The 20,456-nt window shown below is 72.9% G+C and carries 20 protein-coding genes; 12 read left to right on the top strand and 8 right to left on the bottom strand.

Annotated elements, in window-relative coordinates; translation table 11 throughout:
• Positions 1-464 precede the first annotated feature (464 nt).
• Positions 465-1,856, bottom strand: a complete 1,392-nt coding sequence (locus tag L2C96_RS39085) for an FAD-dependent monooxygenase (protein ID WP_372491315.1) — start codon at positions 1,854-1,856, stop codon at positions 465-467.
• Positions 1,857-1,912: 56 nt separating this feature from the next.
• Between L2C96_RS39085 and L2C96_RS39080 the strand changes: the two genes are divergently transcribed.
• Positions 1,913-2,509 carry a TetR/AcrR family transcriptional regulator gene (locus L2C96_RS39080; RefSeq protein ID WP_237339687.1) on the top strand — a complete coding sequence of 199 codons (597 nt, stop codon included), beginning with the start codon at positions 1,913-1,915 and terminating at the stop codon, positions 2,507-2,509.
• Positions 2,510-2,575: 66 nt separating this feature from the next.
• On the top strand, positions 2,576-3,763 hold the full coding sequence (locus L2C96_RS39075) for a serine hydrolase domain-containing protein (RefSeq protein WP_237339686.1): 1,188 nt from the start codon (positions 2,576-2,578) through the stop codon (positions 3,761-3,763).
• On the opposite strand, the gene dapC is transcribed toward L2C96_RS39075, so the two are convergent.
• Both dapC and fdxA read right to left on the bottom strand, forming a co-directional pair.
• Positions 3,757-4,851 (bottom strand): succinyldiaminopimelate transaminase, encoded by a 1,095-nt coding sequence (gene dapC, locus L2C96_RS39070; RefSeq protein ID WP_237339685.1) that lies wholly within the window; start codon positions 4,849-4,851, stop codon positions 3,757-3,759. The two genes, L2C96_RS39075 and dapC, sit on opposite strands and share 7 nt — an antisense overlap.
• Entirely contained in the window at positions 4,848-5,168 is a 321-nt protein-coding gene (gene fdxA, locus L2C96_RS39065) for a ferredoxin (RefSeq protein ID WP_020420964.1), read from the bottom strand. Before fdxA ends, dapC begins: the two co-directional genes overlap by 4 nt.
• Positions 5,169-5,285: 117 nt before the next feature.
• On the opposite strand from fdxA, the gene L2C96_RS39060 reads away from it, so the two are divergent.
• Genes L2C96_RS39060 through L2C96_RS39040 form a run of 5 tightly spaced genes read left to right on the top strand, consistent with a single transcriptional unit; the run spans position 5,286 to position 9,231 of the window.
• Complete coding sequence (locus L2C96_RS39060) at positions 5,286-6,032, top strand: GNAT family N-acetyltransferase (protein WP_237339684.1); 747 nt, start codon at positions 5,286-5,288, stop codon at positions 6,030-6,032.
• Positions 6,029-7,024 (top strand): 2-phospho-L-lactate transferase, encoded by a 996-nt coding sequence (gene cofD / locus L2C96_RS39055; protein ID WP_027936287.1) that lies wholly within the window; start codon positions 6,029-6,031, stop codon positions 7,022-7,024. The genes L2C96_RS39060 and cofD overlap by 4 nt, the downstream gene beginning before the upstream one ends.
• Positions 7,017-8,351, top strand: coding sequence for a coenzyme F420-0:L-glutamate ligase (locus tag L2C96_RS39050; protein WP_237339683.1), 1,335 nt, complete (start codon positions 7,017-7,019; stop codon positions 8,349-8,351). Before cofD ends, L2C96_RS39050 begins: the two co-directional genes overlap by 8 nt.
• Positions 8,348-8,878, top strand: a complete 531-nt coding sequence (locus tag L2C96_RS39045; protein WP_020420968.1) for an NUDIX hydrolase — start codon at positions 8,348-8,350, stop codon at positions 8,876-8,878. The genes L2C96_RS39050 and L2C96_RS39045 overlap by 4 nt, the downstream gene beginning before the upstream one ends.
• On the top strand, positions 8,875-9,231 hold the full coding sequence (locus L2C96_RS39040; protein WP_020420969.1) for a GntR family transcriptional regulator: 357 nt from the start codon (positions 8,875-8,877) through the stop codon (positions 9,229-9,231). The genes L2C96_RS39045 and L2C96_RS39040 overlap by 4 nt, the downstream gene beginning before the upstream one ends.
• 241 nt (positions 9,232-9,472) lie before the next feature.
• Here the strand turns inward: L2C96_RS39040 and L2C96_RS39035 are convergent, their stop codons facing one another.
• Positions 9,473-10,369: a DNA-3-methyladenine glycosylase family protein gene (locus L2C96_RS39035; RefSeq protein ID WP_020420970.1), complete on the bottom strand. Its 897-nt coding sequence runs from the start codon at positions 10,367-10,369 to the stop codon at positions 9,473-9,475.
• Positions 10,369-11,448: a mannose-1-phosphate guanylyltransferase gene (gene manB / locus L2C96_RS39030; RefSeq protein WP_027936288.1), complete on the bottom strand. Its 1,080-nt coding sequence runs from the start codon at positions 11,446-11,448 to the stop codon at positions 10,369-10,371. Before manB ends, L2C96_RS39035 begins: the two co-directional genes overlap by 1 nt.
• Before the next feature lie 145 nt (positions 11,449-11,593).
• Here manB and L2C96_RS39025 point away from each other — a divergent pair, with 145 nt between their 5' ends.
• A complete protein-coding gene (locus tag L2C96_RS39025) occupies positions 11,594-11,935 on the top strand; it encodes a hypothetical protein (protein ID WP_027932423.1) in 342 nt (113 codons plus the stop codon).
• Here the strand turns inward: L2C96_RS39025 and L2C96_RS39020 are convergent, their stop codons facing one another.
• Positions 11,936-12,808 (bottom strand): glycosyltransferase family 2 protein, encoded by an 873-nt coding sequence (locus L2C96_RS39020; protein ID WP_020420973.1) that lies wholly within the window; start codon positions 12,806-12,808, stop codon positions 11,936-11,938.
• 107 nt (positions 12,809-12,915) lie between these two features.
• On the opposite strand from L2C96_RS39020, the gene L2C96_RS39015 reads away from it, so the two are divergent.
• Positions 12,916-13,449: a hypothetical protein gene (locus L2C96_RS39015; protein ID WP_237339682.1), complete on the top strand. Its 534-nt coding sequence runs from the start codon at positions 12,916-12,918 to the stop codon at positions 13,447-13,449.
• 113 nt (positions 13,450-13,562) lie between these two features.
• On the opposite strand, the gene L2C96_RS39010 is transcribed toward L2C96_RS39015, so the two are convergent.
• Together L2C96_RS39010 and L2C96_RS39005 are read right to left on the bottom strand one after the other, a co-directional pair.
• The gene (locus L2C96_RS39010) at positions 13,563-14,711 is read right to left on the bottom strand and encodes a glycosyltransferase family 4 protein (RefSeq protein WP_039791797.1); all 1,149 of its coding nucleotides are present in this window, start codon (positions 14,709-14,711) and stop codon (positions 13,563-13,565) included.
• Between the two features lie 42 nt (positions 14,712-14,753).
• Entirely contained in the window at positions 14,754-15,803 is a 1,050-nt protein-coding gene (locus L2C96_RS39005; protein ID WP_237339681.1) for a glycosyltransferase family 4 protein, read from the bottom strand.
• A gap of 18 nt (positions 15,804-15,821) precedes the next feature.
• Between L2C96_RS39005 and L2C96_RS39000 the strand changes: the two genes are divergently transcribed.
• From L2C96_RS39000 to L2C96_RS38990, 3 genes are read left to right on the top strand one after another with little or no spacing between them, the layout of a single operon-like run.
• Positions 15,822-16,727 carry a glycosyltransferase family 2 protein gene (locus L2C96_RS39000; RefSeq protein ID WP_237339680.1) on the top strand — a complete coding sequence of 302 codons (906 nt, stop codon included), beginning with the start codon at positions 15,822-15,824 and terminating at the stop codon, positions 16,725-16,727.
• 36 nt (positions 16,728-16,763) lie between these two features.
• Complete coding sequence (locus L2C96_RS38995; protein WP_237339679.1) at positions 16,764-19,268, top strand: glycosyltransferase; 2,505 nt, start codon at positions 16,764-16,766, stop codon at positions 19,266-19,268.
• Entirely contained in the window at positions 19,261-20,346 is a 1,086-nt protein-coding gene (locus L2C96_RS38990) for a glycosyltransferase family 4 protein (RefSeq protein WP_237339678.1), read from the top strand. The genes L2C96_RS38995 and L2C96_RS38990 overlap by 8 nt, the downstream gene beginning before the upstream one ends.
• The last annotated feature ends 110 nt before the right edge of the window (positions 20,347-20,456 follow it).

The raw sequence follows: 20,456 nt of genomic DNA, 5'->3' as shown, positions 1-20,456 counted from the left end.
CGCCGCCCGGCGAGCCTGCCGGACCGGGGCAGCCGCGAGGTCAGCGGGCCGCCGCGGATCGCGTACTGCCCGGGCGGGCATCGCCCGAAACGAGCGCCCTCTCGCCACCCGCCGCAACACCCGCCCCCGCTGACCGGCGGCCATCACCACCCGCCGCAACGCCCGCGCCCCCACCGACCCGAGACCATCGCGCCCGGCCCAGCGCGACGGGCACCGCTCCCCCATCGGCCCGAGGCCAGCGCGCATTGCCCAACGCAACGCCCACGCCCCCACCGACCCGACACCATCGCGCCCGGCCCAGCGCGACGGGCACCGCTCCCCCACCGGCCCGAGGCCAGCGCGCCCTGCCCAGCGCAACGCCCACGCCCCCACCGACCCGAGACCATCGCGCCCTACCCAGCGCGACAGTCACCGCTCCCCCATCGCTCCGAGACCGTCGCGCCCTGCCGACCGCGCGTCCGCGGCTAGCGGGTCAGCGCGCCCACATAGCCGTCCGGCCGCACGACCACCTCCTTCGCGTCGTAGGCCGAGAACGCGAAGCCCTCCGCATCCACGACGTACCGCCCCGCCGCCTTCACCCCCGGGCGCAGCACCGCGTAGGTGTGTGGCTCCTCCGGTGCGTCGGCGTCGAAAATCAGCCTCGTGGCGTGCGGGCCGCGGAACAGGTCGAACAGGCGGACCTCCGCGCCGCCGGCGTCCAGGACCGGCGCGTCCGGCGCGCGGTCCCCCACCGCGAGGCCCGGCTCGTCCGTCACCCGGTAGCTGATGTCGAGCTGCTGGGTCTCCGCACCGCGTTCGTGGGCCCGCTCATCGCCTTCCAGGTGCCTGCGCAGCAGCTCCGAGGAGACCCCCAGCACCCGCTCGGCCACCGCCCGCCGCTCGGTTTCGTAGCTGTCCAGCAGCTCCGGTGAGCCGTCGGCCAGCTTCCAGCCCAGGTTGAAGGCGTCCTGCACGCCCGTGTTCAGCCCCTGCCCACCGGTCGGCGGGTGGACGTGCGCCGCGTCGCCGATCAGGAACACCCGGCCCTCCCGGAACCGCTTCGCCAGGCGCACGTTCGGCCGCCACACCGTCGACCACGCCAGCTCCCCCAGGCGCACCCCCGCGTTCAGACCATCCAAAATGGACTGGAGGGTCTCCGCGGTCGGTTCCGCGTCGGCCTCCCCCAGCGGCGCGCCGAACTGGAACAGGCCGATCCCGGGCAGCGGGCTCATCATGACCCCGCTGCCCGGGTCCGCCGCACGCGCGAACCAGTAGCCGAACTCCGGGTCCAGATCGGCCTCGACGTCGCCGAGCAGCATCTTCACCGACTCGTCGGTGACGCCCTCGAACTCGATCCCCAGCGCCTTCCGCACGAAACTGCGCCCGCCATCCGCGCCGACCAGGTAGTCCGCGCGCACCGTCTCACCGGTCGACAGCTCCGCCGTGACCCCGGCGCCGTCCTGCGTGAAGCCGGTCAACTCCGCACCCAGCTCGACCCGCACCCCGAACTCCGCCAGCCGGTCGCGCAGGATGCCCTCCGTCTGCGACTGCCCCAGCACCCAGCCGTTCGGGTAGGGCACGTCGGGAGTCGGCTCGCGCCGCTCGCCCATCCGGCGCTCCATGACGTACTCGCCGTCCAGGTGCACCCGGAAGGCCGGCATCTCCCGGCCCGCGGTCAGCACGGCGCCGATGACCCCGAGGTCGTCGAACACCTCCAGGGTGCGCGGCTGCAGCCCGTCGCCACGGGAGCCGCGGAAGAACTCGGTCGCTTTGTCGACGATCCGCACGCCGACGCCGCGCCGGGCGAGGTCGATGGCCAGGGTGAGCCCCGCCGGGCCCGCACCCGCGATCACAATGTCCATTTTCTGAATCTCCATTCACTGAATCTTGATTCATAGTGGACTTGCTAGCGTGCTCCCGTCAAGGAGGTGCCGTGAAGCGCAAGGAGAAGGCGGCGGAGACCGAGGCCGCACTGAAGGCCGCGGCGCAGCGGCTGTTCGCCACGCGCGGCTACCTGAACACGAAGATCACCGACATCACGGCGGAGGCGGGCCGGGCGGCCGGATCGTTCTACAACCACTTCGCCAGCAAGGAAGAGCTGCTCGAATCACTGCTGGCGGACCTGGAGGTGGCCGGCGACGAGAGCGCCGACCAGGCCGGTCACAGCCCGGACTTCGCCGACCCCGCGGCGGTCCGCTTCCACGTCGAGGCGTACTGGCGCTTCTACCGCGAGCACGCGCCGACAATGCGCGCGCTGCAGCAGGCGGCGATGGTCAACGCGGACTTCGCCCGCAAGCTCGCGGAGTTCACCCGCGCGCAGAACGAGGAACTGACCGACCACGTGGACTACGTGACCAAGGCGGGCCACCGCCTGCCCGGCACTCCGCGCGCGAGCGTCACGATGATGACCACGGCGGCCGAGACCTTCGCGCGGCAGTGGCACGACGGGCTGCTGGACCTGCCCGAAGAAGAGGCGCTCGAAGCCCTCACCCGGTTCGTCTACCGGGGCCTCACCGGCCGCGACTACTGAGCGGAAACACCGGGGAAACAGGTGCCCCGGTTCACTCTCCCGAACGATCACGACGGGAGAGTGCAGATGACGGCGTTTTCCCGGCGGGCCGCGCTCAGCGCCGTCCCGCTCGCCACCGGCCTGCTGGCCGCGCCTCCGGCCGCGGCCGCCGGCAGCTCCACGGCCGTGCCTGCGGCACTGCGGCCGGGCGGCGCCTACGACCGCTACCTGGCACAGCGCGCAGCCGAGGACCGGTTCTCCGGCACCGTGCTCGTGGCCCGCGGAGGCCGGCCGGTGCTGGTCCGCTCGTACGGGATGGCGGACCAGGAGCACGGCGTCCCCAACCGGGACGACACGATCTTCAACCTGGCATCGGGCGCCAAGCCGTTCACCGGGCTGGCCGTCGTCCAGCTCGCCGAGCAGGGCAAGCTGCGGTTCCACGACAAGATCGGCGACCACTTGGACGGTTTCCCCGCCGAGGTGGCGACCAGGGTGTCCGTGCACCACCTGCTCACCCACACCGGCGGGCTGACCTCCGCGACCAGCGAAGGCAGGATCTTCACCAGCGTCGAGGAACGCACCGAGTACCTTGCCCGGAGCACCCGTGAGCTGTCGCTGCGGTTCGTCCCCGGCAGCGACAAGGCGTACAGCAGCGAGGGCTACGAAATCCTCGGCGAGATCGTCGCGACCGTGTCCGGGCAGCCGTTCCAGGACTACGTCCGGCAGCACATCTTCGAGCCGGCCGGGATGCGCGACTCCGCCTACTGCACACGGGCGGACTGGCTGGCGAACGTGCGCATCGCCCACCCGTACGTCTACCTGCAGGACGGCTCGCGGGTGGATGGCGTGCGCGACCTCTCCGCCGGCTCCACCATCAACGGCGGGTTCGGTAGCAACGCCGCACGCGCCTTCGTCGGATCCGGCGGTGGCGGGGCCTTCTCGACCGCTCCCGACCTGGTGCGCTTCGCGCTCGCGCTGCGGGACGGAAGACTGCTCGGCCACGCCTACCGGGACCTGTACACGGGTGGCAAGATCAGCAGTCCGCCGATGCGGGGTGGCGCGCCACGCGGCGAGACTTTCCAGGCGTACGGCCCGCTGGTCGGCTTGGTCGAGGGGCAACGGATCGTCAACCACGGCGGCGGTATCGCCGGGGGCAACACGAACTGGTCGATCTACCTCGACACCGACTGGGTGGCCGTAATCCTGGCGAACTACGACCTGCCCGATTTCCCGGACGTCATCGAGCAGGAACGGCAGGCGTTGCTCGGCTACTGAGCGAGGCGCTCGGCGGCGGCTTCGACGCGCTCGTCGGTCGCGGTGAGCGCCACCCGCACGTGCTCGCCGCCCGCGGGGCCGTAGAACGTGCCCGGCGCGACGAGGATCCCGCGCTCGGACAGCCACCGCAGGGTCTCCCAGGAGTCCTCACCGCGGGTGGCCCACAGGTAGAGCCCGGCCTCCGAGTGGTCGATCCGGAAACCGTTGTCCTGCAACGCCTTCTGCAGCACCACCCGACGGCGGGCGTAGCGATCGCGCTGCAGCGACAGGGCGCTGTCGTCGGCCAGGGCGACCGTCATCGCCTCCTGGACCGGCCGCGGCACGATCATGCCGGCGTGCTTGCGCACCGCCAGCAGCTCGGCGACCAGCTCCGGGTCACCGGCGACGAACCCGGCGCGGTAGCTGGCCAGGTTCGCGGACTTCGACAGCGAGTGCACGGCCAGCAGGTTGTCGTGGCGGCCGCCGCACACCGACGGGTGCAGGATCGACACCGGATCGGCGTCCCAGCCCAGCGCGAGGTAGCACTCGTCGGAGACCACGATCACGTCCCGCTCGCGCGCCCACTCGACGATCTCGCGCAGCGCCTCGGCGCCCAGCACGCGTCCGGTCGGGTTGGACGGCGAGTTCAGCCACACCATCGCGGGCGGCTCGGCGAGGCCACGGGGGTCGTCGGCACGCACGACCCCGGCGCCGGCCAGCAGTGCGCCGACCTCGTAGGTCGGGTAGGCCAGCTCGGGGATCACCACGGTGTCGCCGGGCTCGGCGCCCAGCAGCCGCGGCAGCCAGGCGACCAGCTCCTTGGACCCGATCGTGGGCAGCACCGCCGCCGGATCGACGCCGGTGACCCCGTGCCGGCGGCTCAGCGCCTCGACCGCCGCCGCGCGCAGCTCAGGCGTGCCGTGGGTGGTCGGGTACCCGGGGATCTCCGACACCGACGCCAGCGCGGCGCGGATCGACTCGGGCACCGGGTCGACCGGGGTGCCGACCGAGAGGTCGACGAGGCCGCCGGGGTGGGACTTCGCCCGCGCCGTGGGCTCGGCGAGCGAGTCCCACGGGAAGTCGGGCAGGCCGGTACCGCCGCGGTTCATTCGCCCTGCGGGGGCAGGTCCTTGATCCACTGCGGATCGTTGCTGGTCTTGCCGACCTTCGAGGCGCCGCCGGGCGAGCCGAGGCTGTCGAAGAAGTCGACGTTGGCCTTGGTGTACTCGGCCCACTCGTCCGGGACGTCGTCCTCGTAGTAGATGGCCTCGACCGGGCACACCGGCTCGCAGGCACCGCAGTCCACGCACTCGTCCGGGTGGATGTAGAGCATGCGGTCGCCTTCGTAAATGCAGTCGACGGGGCATTCGTCGATGCACGCCTTGTCGAGCACGTCGACGCAGGGCTCGGCAATCACGTACGTCACTGCGATCTCCAGCTAGGTCCAAGGATCCACTACCGATCCTGGACATTACGCGCCGATGCGCGGACCTTCCAAAGTAAGGCCACCCTTAATCCGGGGATCCGCGAGCACAATGGGGACGTGGACTCCTCCGAGACGCTCGAGCTCCGCTGCGCCGACGCCTGGCCCGCGGTGACCGTGGACAAGATCGGTGACTGGCGGCTTCGCGCCGCGGGCGGGTTCACCGGACGCGCCAACAGCGCACTGGCCGTCGGCGACCCGGGAGTGCCGGTCGAGAGCGCGCTGACGGCCGTTTGTGACTTCGCCCACGCCCACGGCATTCCGCCGGTCGCCCACACGGTCGTCGGCAGCGCGAACGAGCGCGCGATCGCGGCCGCGGGCTGGGTGCCGAACACCGGTCACGCGGCCGGGCACCTGGTGTCCGTCCTCACCGGCCCGCTCGGCACGGGCGCCGACGAGGTACCCGTCCTCGCCGCGCCGACCGCGGGCTGGTGGGAGCTGACCGTCGGACGAGAAGAGCCGACGGACGCCGAGCGGCACGTGCTGACCACCGGCGAAATCGGCTACGCGGTCGCCGAAGTGATGGGAGTCACAGCCGGTGCGGTGCGTGCGGCGGTGGTCGACGACGTGCTCCACATCGCCCGGCTCGCCGTCCGCCCCGGGTACCGCCGTCGCGGCCTGGCCTCGGCGTTGATGGCCGCCTGCGGGCCATGGGCGGCCGAGCGCGGGGCGGCGCGCGCCGTGCTCCAGGTCGCCGTGGACAACGCCGGGGCGCTGGCGTTCTACGACCGGCTCGGGTTCACCGAGCACCACAGGTACCGGTACTGGGTTCCGGGACCCCGGGCGTGCGAGGATCGCTCGCTGTGAAGGTTGTCGTAGTTGTCGGCGGGGTGGGCGGCGCCCGCTTCCTGCTCGGAGTGAAAGCCGCGCTGGGTCTGCCCCCGATCGGCCCTGGGGACTCGACGCACGAGATCACCGCGGTGGTGAACACCGGCGACGACGTGTGGATGCACGGCCTGCGGATCGCGCCGGACCTGGACACTTGCATGTACACGCTCGGCGGTGGCATCGACACCGAACGCGGGTGGGGGCACCAGGGCGAGACCTGGGTGGTCAAGGAGGAGCTGGCGGCCTACGGCGCCGAGCCGACCTGGTTCGGCCTCGGCGACAAGGACATCGCCACCCACCTGATCCGCACCCGCATGCTGCGCGCGGGCTACCCGCTGTCGGCGGTCACCGAGGCGCTGTGCGACCGGTGGCAGCCCGGCGTGCGGCTGCTGCCGATGACCGACGACCGGGTCGAGACGCACGTCGTCATCGACGACCCGGACGAGCCGGGCAGCCGCAAGGCGATCCACTTCCAGGAGTGGTGGGTGCGCTACCGGGCGGAGCCGCAGGCGCATTCGATCGTGCCGGTCGGTGTCGAGGAGGCCAAGCCGGCGCCGGGCGTGCTGGACGCGATCGGGGAGGCCGACGCGGTCCTGTTCGCACCGTCCAACCCGGTCGTCTCGGTGGGCACCGTGCTCGCCGTGCCGGGCGTGACGGAGGCGCTGCGCAAGACCGAGGCCGGGGTGGTCGGCGTGTCGCCGATCATCAGCGGCAAACCCGTGCGCGGCATGGCCGACGCGTGCCTGAGCGCGATCGGGGTGGAGACGTCGGCCGAGGCGGTCGGCATCCACTACGGGTCGCGGCAGACGTCGGAGGACGGGCTGCTCGACGGGTGGCTGGTGGCCGAGGGCGAAACCGTGCACGTGCCGGGCGTCGCGGTGCGGGCGGTGCCGCTGCTGATGTCCGATGTGGACGCGACCGCGGCCATGGCGCGCGCCGCGCTCGAACTCGCGGGAGCCGAAGTTGAGTGACCACTCCGCCGCACGACTGGAGATCCTGCCGGTCCAGGGCCTGCCGGAGTTCCGGCCGGGCGACGACCTGACCGGCGCGATCGCGACCGCCGCGCCGTGGCTGCGCTCCGGCGACGTCGTCGTGGTCACCAGCAAGGTCGTGTCGAAGATCGAGGGACGGCTGGTGCGCGTCCCCAGCGACCCGGAGGCACGGGACGCGGCCCGGCGCGAGCTGGTCGAGCAGGAGTCGGTGCGGGTGCTGGCCCGGTTCAACCGGACCCTCATCACGCAGAACCGGATCGGGATCGTGCAGGCCGCCTCGGGCGTGGACGCGTCCAATGTGAACGGTGACGAGATCGCGCTGCTGCCCGCCGACCCGGACGCGGCGGCGTTGGCCCTGCGCAACGGATTGCGCGAGCGGCTGGGTGTCGAGGTCGCGGTGGTCATCACCGACACGATGGGCCGGGCGTGGCGGGTCGGCCAGACCGACAACGCCATCGGCGCCAGCGGGTTGCGCGTGCTGCACTCCTACGAGGGCGAGGTCGACGGGCAGGGCAACGAGCTGCAGGTCACCGAGATCGCGGTGGCCGACGAGATCGCCGCGGCCGCGGACCTGGTGAAGGGCAAGCTGACCGCGACGCCGGTCGCGGTCGTGCGCGGGCTGGAGATCGCCGACGACGGGTCGGACGCGCGGAAGCTGGTGCGGCCGTCGGAGGAGGACATGTTCTCCCTCGGCACGCGTGAGGCGATCGCGCAGGGCCGTCGCGAGGCGGTGCTGGTGCGCCGGTCGATGCGGTCGTTCACCGACGAGCCAGTCGACGCCGACGCGCTGCGCCGCGCGATCGGGGCCGGGCTGACCGCGCCCGCGCCGCACCACACGCGGCCGGTGCGGTTCGTGTGGCTTCGCGACCGCGGGTTGCGGACGAAGCTGCTGGAGGCGATGCGCGAGGCGTGGCGGGCGGACCTGTCCCGTGACGCGTTCACCGAGGAGCAGATCGCGAAGCGGGTTTCCCGCGGCGACATCCTGTTCGAGGCGCCGGAGGTGGTGATCCCGTTCCTGGTGCCGGACGGCGCGCACACGTATCCGGACGAGCGGCGCAACGCCTGCGAGCGCACGATGTTCACCGTCGCCGGCGGGGCCGCGGTGCAGGGGCTGCTGGTGGCGCTGGCGGCGGAGGACCTCGGCTCGTGCTGGATCGGGTCGACGATCTTCGCGGCCGACGTGGTGCGTGAGGTGCTCGGGCTGGAGCCGTCGTGGCAGCCGCTGGGCGCGGTGGCGATCGGGCACCCCGCCGGTGGACCCGCGGCGCCGCGCTCACCGGCGCTGGACGGGCTGGTCGAGCTGTGAACCTCCACACCGACGTGGTCGAGACGCTGGAGAAGTGGCAGCCGGGGACGGCCGGGCAGGAGGCGCTGCGGCACGCGTTCCTGGGTTTCCTCGCCGCGCGGGAGGACGCGTGCCGCCGGTCGTGCGCGGCCGGGCACATCACCGCGTCGGCCGTGGTGCTGGACGCTTCCCGGTCGAACGTGCTGCTGACGCTGCACCCGCGGGTCGGGCGGTGGTTGCAGCTGGGCGGGCATTGCGAGGATTCGGACACCTCGCTGGCGGCGGCCGCGTTGCGGGAGGCGTCGGAGGAGTCCGGGATGAGCGGGCTGACGATCTCGGCGGAGCCGGTGCACCTGGACGTGCACCCGATCACGTGCTCGCTCGGGGTGCCGACGCGGCACTTCGACGTGCGGTTCGTGGTCGTGGCGCCGGAGGGTGCGTCCCCGGTGCGCAGCGAAGAGTCGGACGACCTGCGGTGGTGGCCGCTGACCGCGTTGCCGCCCGGTTCGGAGGACCTGACCGAGCTGATCGCGGCGGCATGCGAATGATCGTCTCGGTCGACCCGGCGTCCGCGGTGCCGCCGTACGAGCAGGTGCGGTCCGGGCTGGCGCGCCAGATCAACTCCGGCGCGCTCGCGGTGGGCACGAAGCTGCCGACGGTGCGCGGGCTGGCGGAGGAGCTGGGCATCGCGCCGAACACGATCGCCCGCGCCTACCGCGAGCTGGAGGAGGCCGGCCTGATCGAAACGCGCGGCCGGGCGGGTTCGTTCGTGGCCTCCTCAGGCGACGAGTCGCTTTCGCGAGCCCGCGAGGCGGCCGAGACGTATGCGGCGGTGACGCGGGCTTTGGGGTTGTCGGGGGAAGAGGCGCTGAAGATCGTCCGCGCCGCGCTCGCCCACTGACGCAGCCTCACGCCGCGCTCGCGCGCAGCAATGTGGAACGCTCCCAAGCTCGCGAGTCCGACGCTGGAGTGTGCGAGTTCCGCGCTGGGGCGCGCGAGTTCCGCGCTCGGGCGCGGGTCACATCGCGCAGCGAAACCTCGGCCCGACGCGCGGCCGCGACAAACCACCCGCCCCCGGACAGCGCACCGCCCGCCGCGATCACCGCGCCACGAAGCACCAAACAGCGCCCACACCCCGCGCGTCACATCGCGCGATAATCCCTCGGCGAAAACCTCGGCCCAAAACGCGGCCGCGAGAAACCACCCGCCTCCAGGTAACGCACCGCGCGCTGCCGCTGCGGCGCGTAGGGCGCCAGCACCTCCGCCATGCCCTCGTCGTCCAGGGGCTCGCCCACCAGCGCGTACCCGACCACGGCCGGGATGTGGAAGTCGCCGAAGCTGACCGCGTCCGGGTCGCCCCAGGCGCGCTGCGCGATCTCCGACGCGGTCCACACCCCGATGCCCGGCACCTTCCGCAGCCACGCCCGCCCCTCGGCGCCCCGCAGCTCCACCGCCTTCTCCAGCCGGTGCGCCACCTGCGCCGCGAAGATCAGCGCCTTCCGCCTGCTGTGGTCCACCCCGGCGCGGTGCCACGTCCAGTCCGGAATGGACAGCACGGCCGCCGGCGTCGGCGGCACCCGCATCCCCGCCGGGGCCGGGCCGGGCGCCGGTTCGCCGAACCACCGGCACAGCTCCCGCCACGACCGGCGCGCCTCGAACCCGGTGACCTTCTGCTCCAGCACGGCGGGCACCAGCACGTCCCACACCCGGCCGGTCGAGCCGAGGCGCAGCCCGGGCATGCGGCGCCGCACCTCGGCGATGCGGTCGTGGTGCGAGACGAACCCGCTGTCGTCGTCCTCGGCGCCGACCAGCGCGGGCACGCCGTCGAGCAGCCGGTCCGCCCCCGGGCCCCACGCCGCGGCCTCGATCTCGCCGTCCGGCAACCGCCGCAGCGCCAGCGTTCCCGGGCCGTCGGCGGTGTTGCCGGTCAGCCACGTCCGGCCGTAGTCGTCCGCCCGCAGGCACGGATCGCCCTTGCCCCGGCGCAACGGCCGGAGGACCGCGTCGAGGTCGAGGGTGAAGGGCGGGCGGTAACGCATCACGCGTCGCTGGAGAACCGGATCGAACCGTCGGGCAGGGTCACGTCCGGCCACACGCGGGCACCGTCGAGCAGCTCGCAGCCGGCGCCGACGACCGCGCCGTCTCCGAGGACGACGCCCTTGAGCACCGCGCCCTTGCCGACGCGCGCGCCCACACCCAGCACGGAGTTCTCCACGACCGCATTCTCCGCCACGGACACCCGGTCGAACAGCACCGACCCGCTGATCCGCGCGCCGGACGCGACGTGCGCCCCCGCGCCGACCGTCGAGCCGCCGGTGACGGTCGCGTCCGCGGCGACCTCCGCGCCGTCCAGGACCAGGGCCTCGCCGGCCGGGCCGGGCAGCGCCGAGGTGGGGGCGAGCCCGCGCACCAGGTCCGCGCTGCCACGCACGAACGCCTCCGGCGTGCCGACGTCGAGCCAGTAGGAGGCGTCGACGAACCCGTGCAGGTGCGCGCCGCCCTCCAGCAGACCGGGGAAGGTTTCGCGCTCGACCGACACGCGGCGGCCCGCCGGGATCGACTCCAGCACCGGGCGGCGGAACACGTAGCAACCCGCGTTGATCTGGTCGGTCGGCGGGTTCGGGGTCTTCTCCAGGAAGGCGGTGACGCGGCCGTCGGCGTCGGTGGGCACCGAGCCGAAGCGGCTCGGGTCCTCGACGCGCTGCAGGTGGAGCGTCACGTCGGCGCTCGTGTCCAGATGGGTCTGGACCAGCGCGCGCAGGTCCGCGCCGGACAGGATGTCGCCGTTGAAGATCACGGCGTGGTCGGCGCGCAGGTGGTCCGCCACGTTGCGGATGGCGCCGCCGGTGTCCAGCGGCTCGTCCTCGACGACGTACTCCAGTTCCAGCCCCAGCGACGCGCCGTCGCCGAAGTGCTCCTCGAACACCTCGGCGCGATAGGACGTGCCGAGCACCACGTGCCGGATCCCCGCGGCGCGGATGCGGGACAGCAGGTGGGTCAGGAACGGCACGCCCGCCGTGGGCAGCATCGGTTTCGGGGCGGACAGGGTCAACGGCCGCAGGCGGGTTCCCTTACCGCCGACGAGCACCACGGCATCGACATCAAGCTCCGATGTCACCTCGAAAATCCTTCCCGTTATCACGCTCCGGTGGGCGACAAGCCGCGGGAAACAATGACGGCGACGGCCCGGAGGGCCTACCCTAGACAGCACACGGAGGGCCCCGTTCGGAGAGGGCCCACGTCGAAGTCGGGAGGCCTAGGGGATGGACCCCCGCGATCGAGCGGATGCTCTGCTGGCCAGGGCACAGTCCCGTGGCGCGTTCGTCGTGACGCCGGACGCCGCGACCTCGCCGATGGACGCTTCGACCACCCAGCAGATCCCGCGGAACGTGGTCAACGAGATCGACAACGACGACCCGGACACGACGGCCGTGGTGCCGTCGTCGGTGATCGAGTCGGTGCAGGGCAGCCTCGCCGCGTCGAAACCGGACACCCACGTGAACATGACGCCGGTGCAGCCCGAGGAAGAGGTCGACGGCCTGGTGCCGACGACCAAGACGCAGACCGGGAACTCCGATTTCGCGCGGCGGCTGGAAGGTCTGTGACTACTTGCCGCGCGTCTCGAACTTCAGGCGCAGCTTGAGGCCGAGCTTCACCGCGGCGAGCACCGGCTTCCAGGCCAGGCCGCGGTGGCGGTCGGCGAGGTAGCGGTAAGCGCTGTCGTGGTGGGCGGCCAGCATCTTCTTCGGCGCGCGGGACGTGGCCTTGCCGCCGATGTGCGTGACCGCCGCGGAGGGCACGTACACGTTGTGCCAGCCGGCGCGGCCGATGCGGTCGCCGAGGTCGACGTCCTCGAAGTACATGAAGTAGCGGGTGTCGAAGCCGCCGACCGAGTCCCAGGCCTCGCGGCGGATCAGCTGGCACGAGCCGGACAGCCAGCCGGAAGTGCGTTCGGCAGGGGCGGCGTGTTCCTGGCGGTAGGCGCGGGTCCACGGGTTCGCCGGCCAGATCTTGCCGAAGACGGCGTGGCCGACGCCGCGGCCGAGCGAGGGCAGCAGGCGGGCGGAGGGGTAGACGGTGCCGTCGGGGTCGCGGATGAGCGGGCCGAAGGCGCCGCCGCGGGGCCAGCGCTGCGCGGCCTCGACGAGCGTGTCCAGCGAGCCGGGCTCCCACTCGAGGTCCGGGTTGGCGATGACGATCCAGCCGTAGCTGTCGTCGAGGGTCGCCACGCCGCGGTTGGCGCCTCCGCCGTAGCCGAGGTTCTCGCCGATGCGCAGGACGTGGGTGTTCTTGCGCTTCTCGGCCCGGTCGAGGGCGTCGTCGGTCGAGTCGTTGTCGGCGACGACCACGTGGACGTCGCGGGTGGTCGCCTTTTCGAGGCTGTCGAGGAAGCGGTCGAGGTCCTCACCGGGGAAGTACGTCACGACAACCACGGCGACCCCGTCGCCGTAACGGCTCGGCTCGGTCACGCGGGCCATTGTGCCCCCACTACGGAGCGCGACGGGGCAGGCACCCCTCGGTTCGCTGCCGCGGCAGTCCGCTACCGCGCGCAGTCGTGCGTGTACTGCTCGTCCAAGATGGCTTGGTGCCGGTTCACGCCTTCATCGACGAATCCGCCCGGGCGCAGACCTACCTCATCTGTGTCGCGGTCGTGGATCCCGCGCAGCTCTCGCCTGCCCGCAAGCAGCTCACGACGCTGCTCCTGCCGGGTCAGCGCGAGTTGCACTTCAAGACCGAGAAGCCGCCGCGCCGACGGCTGCTCGCCGACCGGATCGCGGGCCTGCCCGTCACGACCTACATCTACGCGACCGGCAGGACGCCCAAGACCGAGGAGCAGGACCGGCAACGCTGCCTCGAGCGGGCCGTGCGGGACCTCATGGACCTCAACGCGCACCGGCTGGTGTTCGACAGCCGCGACCTCCGCGACAGGCACGACCGGACGACGATCTACCGAACCCTCGGCCGCCGCCCCGCCGACACGAACATCACCTACGAGCACCTGAACTCGGCCGGCACTCCCCTGCTGTGGATCCCGGACGCCGTGGCGTGGTGCTACGGCGCGGGCGGCGACTGGCGACGCCGGATCATGCCGGTGGTGACGAAGGTGACCGAGGTCTAGACAGCGCAAAGCCCGTGAGACGACCGTCCGGACGCGTCACGGGCTCACTTCTCGGCCCTACGGGGGCCTCGCGTCAATGACTATACCCCATCCGGCCGAACACCGTCCAACGGCTACTGCTCCCGCTTGTGCAGGTGCCACGCCTTCGCGTACGCCTCGCGGTGCTTGTCGGCGCTCGTGGCCCACGAGAATTCCTTCGCGCGCCTCTGGGCGGCCGATGCGAGGGACGCCCGGCGGGCGGGGTCGTCCAGCAGTTCGCCCAGCGCCACCGCCACGTCGCCGGGGCCGACGCCGCAGTACGCGACCGCGTCGCCGCCTACCTCGGGTAGCGACAGGCGCCGGGTGGTGAGCACGCAGGCCCCACAGGCCATCGCCTCCAGGACCGGCAGTCCGAAGCCCTCACCGAGGCTCGGGTAGGCCACCAGCTCCGCCCCGCCGAGGAAACCCGCCAGCGAGTCGAACGGCAGGTACCCGGCCCGGATCACCCGCAGCCGCAACGGCGCCGCCGCCAGCGCCTTCTCCACCTGCGTGTCCCAGCCCGGCTGGCCGGCCAGCACGAGCGCGGGCGGGTCGGGCCGGTTCTCCACCGCCTTCACGAAACCCCGGATCAACGCGGGCACGTTCTTCCGCGGCTCCAGCGCCCCCAGGAACGCCACGTACGGCATCCGCTCCAGGCCGATCGCCGCCCGCGCGGCCCGCACCTCGTCCGGCGTCGGCGGGTGGAAGCGCTCCACATCGACCCCGTGCTCGATGATCTCCGGCTGCCGCCGCGGACGGGCCACCCGCGCCAGCTCCGACGCGGTCGCCTTCGACGGCACCACGCACAACGTCGCCCGCTGCAACGCCGTCCGCGTCCACCCGCGGAAGAACCGCGCCTTCACCGACGAGTGCAGCACCGCGTCGGTGAAGAACGTCGCGTCGTGCAACGTCACCACCGACGCCGACGGCCCAGCCAGGGGCATCGTGTAGTGCGGCGAGTGCACCACGTCCACCCCGAGCCGCCGCGCCAGCGACGGCAGCGTCGTCTGCTCCCAGATCAGCCGCGCGGTGCGCGTGGCGGTGGACTGGACCGCCGGGACGACCCGCGAGCGCGGCGCGAGCCGGTCGAAGAGCCGGAAGTCACGCGGCTGGCAGACCACGGTGATCGGCGCGCCGCCTTCGTCCAGCGCCGCGACCAGCGAGTCCACGTAGCGCCCGACCCCGCCCCGGTCCGCCGGCACGGCCGTGGCATCGATCAGGACGCTGGGTTCGCCTCTTCCCACTCGTGCAGGGTACGGCTGATCGGGATCGCGGTGGTCAGGAACTCACGAAGTGGTGCGGTCGTGAACCGCCCACACAGCCCGCGCCGCGCCCGCCCAGGAGAACGACGCCGCCCGCGCCCGTCCGCGAGCGACCAGGTCAGCCGCGAGTTCCGGACTGGACAACACCTCCTGCAACGCCGCTGCCAGCGCCGCCGCGTCCCCGCGCGGGAACTCCACTCCCGCTCCCCCGGCGACCTCGACCAGCGCCGGAGTGTCCGAGTGCACCACCGGCACCCCGGCGGCCATCGCCTCCAGCACCGGCAACCCGAACCCCTCCGCGACGCTCGGCGCCGCCAGCACGGACGCGCGCCGCAGCACCGCGGCGAGCGAAACGTCGTTCAACCGCCCCAGAACCCGCACGTCCGCCCGGTCCCCGGCCATCGCGACCGGGTCCAGACCACCCCAGCCCGGCTGCCCCGCGAGCAGCAGCGGCACGCCGAGCCGCGCCACCGCCTCGACCAGGACGTCGATCCCCTTGCGCGGCTCGATGGTCCCGATCGCCAGCACGTACCGATCCGGCACGTCCACTTCGGGCAGGTCGTCGCGGGTGAACACGTCCGCCGCGCCGTGCCCGGCCACGGTCACCGGCACCTCGACCGGCACCCGCGCGCGCAGGTCGTCCGCCACCGCCCGCGTCGGCACGACGAGCCCCGAAGCACGCCGGGCCGCGCGCGCGATCACCGCGCGGTGCCAGCGCACCCCGCGCGGCGTCAGCGTTTCCGGGTGCGTCCACGGGACGGTGTCGTGCACGGTCACCGACAACGTCCGGCCGCGCGGCACCCGCGCCGGGGCCAGCGGGGTCGGCGCGTGCACCGCGTCCCCACCCGGCCAGTACGGCAGCCCGGCCTGCCACGCCGCGACCAGCGCCCGCGGCGGCAACGGCAGCATCCGCGCGCCCGGCAACCCTTCCGCGTGCCGCGCGGTGACGGCCGACACCGTCCACCCGGGCGGCGCAGTCTCGGCCAGCGCGCGCAGCAGCTCCGCGGTGTAGCGGCCCGTCCCGCCCGGCACGGGCGCGAGCAACTGCTCGGCGATGACCACGAGTTCCGGCACGGCCCGTATTCTCCCGGTGTGCCGATCCGCAGCACCGTCGTGGTGGTCACCTGGCGCGGCGCCGCGCACGTCACCGCCTGCCTGGACGCCCTCGCCGCCCAGACGCGCCCGCACCGGCTGCTCGTGATCGACAACGCCTCCGACGACGGCACCGCCCGCCTGCTGGCCACGCACCCGTCCGCGCCGGAGGTTGTCCGCCTGCCCCGCAACGTCGGCTACGCGGGCGCCACGGCACACGCGCTGTCCGAAGTGGACACCGAATTCACCGTGTGGCTCAACGACGACGCCGCCCCCGCCCCCGACTGGCTCGCCGAGCTGGAGGACCACATCGGCGACGCCGCGGCCGCCGGGTCGCGCCTGGAACACGTCGACGGACAGGTCCAATCCCTCGGCGTGAACCTCACCCCGGACGGCCACGGCTACGACACCACGGAGACCCCGGCCTTCGGCTTCTGCGGCGGCGCCGCGCTGATCCGCACCCGCACGCTTCGCGAAGTGGGCGGGGTGCCGGCGAGCTTCTTCTGCTACTACGAGGACACCGACACCGCGTGGCGGCTGCGGCTGGCCGGGCACGACATCGTGACGGTCACCACGGCCCGTGTCACACACCGGCACGGCGCCAGCACGAACCCGGGATCCGAGAGCTTCCACCAGTGGAACGAACGCAACCGCCTGCTCACCCTCCTGCGGTGCGCCCCCGCCGGGATCGCCGCCCGCGAACTGGCCCGGTTCGCCGCGATCACCGCCCTGCTGCCGATCAAGCGGAACGTGCCCGAAGCGCCCAATTTCCGCCTGGGCCTGCGGTGCCGCGTGCTCGGCGAAGTGGTCCTCCGGCTGCCCGGCGCGCTGGCCGCGCGGAAGTCGATCACGCGCCGCTCGACCGTCTCCCGAGGCGCGGTCTGGGCGGCCTGGACCTCCCGATAGTCTCTCCGGACATACGGCGAGTACGGAGGTCGGGCGTTGGTCCAGGGGGACACACCACTGCCGCTGGTCTCGGTGATCTTGGTGAACTACCGGGGCGCGGAGCACACGATCGCCTGCCTGCGCGCCCTGCGCGAGGACCTCGACTACCCGGAGCTCGAGGTGCTGGTCGTCGACAACGCCTCGGGCGGTGACGACGTCGCGCGCATCAAGGCCGCGGCCGGCGACGCGCGGGTGATCGAGTCCGGCGCCAACACCGGCTTCGCGGGCGGCTGCAACCTCGGCGCCCGGCACGCCCGCGGCAGCGTGCTCGCGTTCCTCAACAACGACGCCCGCCCGGACGCCGCGTGGGCGAAGGCGGCGGTCGACGTGCTGCGCGCCGAGCCGACGGTCGCCGCCGTGGCCAGCAAGGTCCTGGACTGGGACGGCACCGGCGTGGACTTCGTGGACGCCGGCCTGACCTGGTTCGGCATGGGCTACAAGCGGCACGCCGGCGGTCCGCTGGCCGACGTCGCGCCCGGCGAGCACGACGTCGCCAAGGACGTGTTGTTCGCCACCGGCTCGGCGATGTTCGTGCGCGCCGAGGTGTTCCATGCGCTCGGCGGGTTCGACGAGCGCTTCTTCATGTTCTACGAGGACGTCGACCTGGGCTGGCGGCTCAACCTGCGCGGCTGGCGCGTGCGGTACGTGCCGGAGTCGGTGGCCTACCACCGCCACCACGGCACGATGTCCGAAGTGGACGCCCCGGACACCGGCCGGGAGACGTTCCTGTTGGAGCGCAACGCTCTCGCCGCCCTCTACAAGAACCTCTCCGACGAGACGCTCGCGAAGGTGCTGCCCGCCGCGCTGGCGCTGGCCGTGCGCCGCGCCACCGCCCGGGGCGAGCTGGACCCGACGCAGCTGGACCTCGCCAAGGCCGGCCCGGTCGAGACCGCGCCGGTGGCGATCCCGCGCACCACGCTCGCCGGGGTGCTGGCCATCGACCAGTTCGTCGAGCTGCTGCCGTCGCTGGCCGAGTCGCGCGCCGCCGAGCAGGCCGCGCGCGTGCGCACCGACGCCGACCTGATCCCGCTCATGCGCAAGGCGATGGAGCCGGCCTATCCCCTGCCGCGTTACCTGGACGCGCACGACATCCTGGCCGACGTCTTCGGCATCGAGGCCGTGTTCGGGCAGCGCCGCAAGGTCCTGGTGATCACCGGCGACGCGATCACCGACCGCATGGCGGGCCCGGCGATCCGCGCCTGGAACATCGCCACCGTGCTGTCCGCCGAGCACGACGTGCGCCTGGTCACGGTCAACCCGCTGGCCGCGCCGCCGCCCGCGCCGTTCCCGGTGAGCGCGGCGAAGAAGCGGGATCTGACCGAGCCGGTCGAGTGGGCGGACATCGTGATCCTGCAGGGTCACGTGCTGGAGATGGCGCCCGCGCTGAAGGCGCAGGACTCCAGCAAGATCGTGGTCTGCGACCTGTACGACCCGATGCACCTAGAGCTGCTGGAGCAGGGCAAGAGCGCGCCGGACGACCGTCGTGCCGCCGATCTGGCCGGGGTGACGCGGGTGCTGGACGCGCAGCTGCTGCGCGGTGACTTCTTCCTGTGCGCCTCGGAGCGGCAGCGGCTGTTCTGGCTGGGGCACCTGGCCGCGCTGGGCCGCCTGTCGCCGCGGCTGTACGACGCGGACCCGACCACGCAGTCGCTGCTGTCGGTCGTCCCGTTCGGCCTGTCGCCGGAGCCGCCGGTGCGCACCGGTCCTGGCCTGCGGGCAACGCTGGACATCGACGGCGCCGACCGGGTCGTGCTGTGGGCGGGTGGCGTCTACAGCTGGTTCGACCCGCTGACGCTGGTGCACGCCATCGACCGGCTGCGGCAGCGGCGGCCGGACGTGAAGCTGGTGTTCCTCGGGATGAAGCACCCGAACCCCGAGGTCGCCGAGATGGACATCGGCGCGCGCACGATCCACCTGGCCGACCGGCTCGGGCTGACCGACAAGCACGTCTACTTCAACGAGCAGTGGGTGCCCTTCGGTGAGCGGCAGAACTGGCTGCTCGACGCGAACTGCGGCGTGACGACGCACTACGAGCACGTGGAGACCACGTTCGCGTTCCGCACCCGCGTGCTGGACTACCTGTGGGCGGGGCTGCCGATCGTGACCACGGACGGCGACGCGTTCGCCGACCTGGTCCGCGACGAGAAGCTCGGTGTCGTGGTGCCCGCGGAGGACGTCGACGCGCTGGCCGACGCGCTGGAGCGGGTGCTGTACGACGAGGACTTCGCCGCCGAGTGCCGCGCGCGGATCGAGGTCGTGGCGCAGCGGTTCGCGTGGCCGACGGCGCTGGCTCCGCTGGTGGAGTTCTGCCGCGACCCGCGCCCGGCGGCGGACCGCCTGATCGGCTCGGCTCCGCTGACCGCGGAGGTGCCGCCGCGTGGTGCGGAGGCGGTGCGGCGGGATCTGGCTCTGGTGAAGGAGTACCTCGCCGACGGCGGCCCGAAGGAGCTGGCGCGGCGGGTCGCGGGCCGGGTGCGGAAGGTAGCCCGCCGTCGTGGCTGAGCGAGCGCTCCGGGTCCTGCTGGACGGCACCCCGTTGCTGGGTGACCGGACCGGCATCGGGCGCTACACGGCGTCACTGGCCGAAGAGCTCGCTTCGATGTCCGATGTGGACATGCGTGCGGTGGCGTTCACCTTGCGCGGCTGGCGGCGGTTGCGTTACGTGCTCCCGCACGGCGCGCGGGCGCGGGGCATGCCGGTCGCCGCGCGGATGCTGCGCAAGGCGTGGCTGCGGTCGACGTTCCCGCCGATCGAGCTGTTCGCCGGACGCGCGGACGTGGTGCACGGGACGAACTTCGTGCTGCCCGGCGCGGTGCGGGCCGCGGGCGTCCTGACCATCCATGATCTGGCGTTCCTCGACGCGCCCGGCGAGTTGCCGCCCAGCGACCGCGAACTGCCGGAGCTGGTGCGCCGCGGCGCCGCCCGCGCCGACGTGATCTGCACGCCGACGGCCGCGGTGGCGGACGCGGTGGCGACCCGGCTCGACGTGGACCGCGACAAGGTCGTGGTGACGCCGCTCGGGGTGGACGCGGCGTGGTTCACCGGCCGCCCGCCGGACGAGCCGATGCGCGAACGCCTCGGGCTGCCGGAGCGGTACCTGTTGTTCGTCGGCGCGGCCGGTCCGCGCAAGGGCATGGACTGGTTGTTGAAGGCCCACGCCGCGGCCGAAGACCTGCCGCCGCTGGTGTTTTCCGGCCCGGGTCCCGCGCCCGGCACGCCCCGCAGCCGCCGCCTCGGCTACCTGTCCGAACGGGACCTGCACAACGTGATGGCCGGGGCGGCCGCGCTGGTGCTCCCGTCCCGGGACGAGGGGTTCGGCCTGCCCGTGCTGGAGGCGCTGGCCTCGGACGTGCCCGTGGTGTGCTCGGACATCCCCGCGCTGAGGGAGATCTCGGGCGGCTTCGCGCGGTTCGCACCGTACGGCGAGGTGGACGCCCTGATCACCGCGCTGCGCGAGGCCGTGGCGGAGGCCCCGCTGGCGTCGAGGTCCGTGGAGCGACGCGCCCACGCGGCGAGCTTCACCTGGCGCCGCACGGCGGAGACCACACTGGCGGCCTACCGCCAAGCCACCCAGCGCTAGCCAAAGCGCCGAACACACCCCGAGCTGGGTGGTCATCCCGTCGCCTGACACGCAACGATCACCTTGAGCCAGGGCCGCAACCTCCGTGCTCACCGCAAGCCGAACATGCC

The sequence above is a fragment of the Amycolatopsis tucumanensis genome (genome assembly GCF_021654135.1).
GTDB classification, from domain to species: domain Bacteria; phylum Actinomycetota; class Actinomycetes; order Mycobacteriales; family Pseudonocardiaceae; genus Amycolatopsis_E; species Amycolatopsis_E tucumanensis.
The sequence above is the reverse complement of the archived record's forward strand: the minus strand, read 5'-3'. Positions and strand labels throughout refer to the sequence as shown.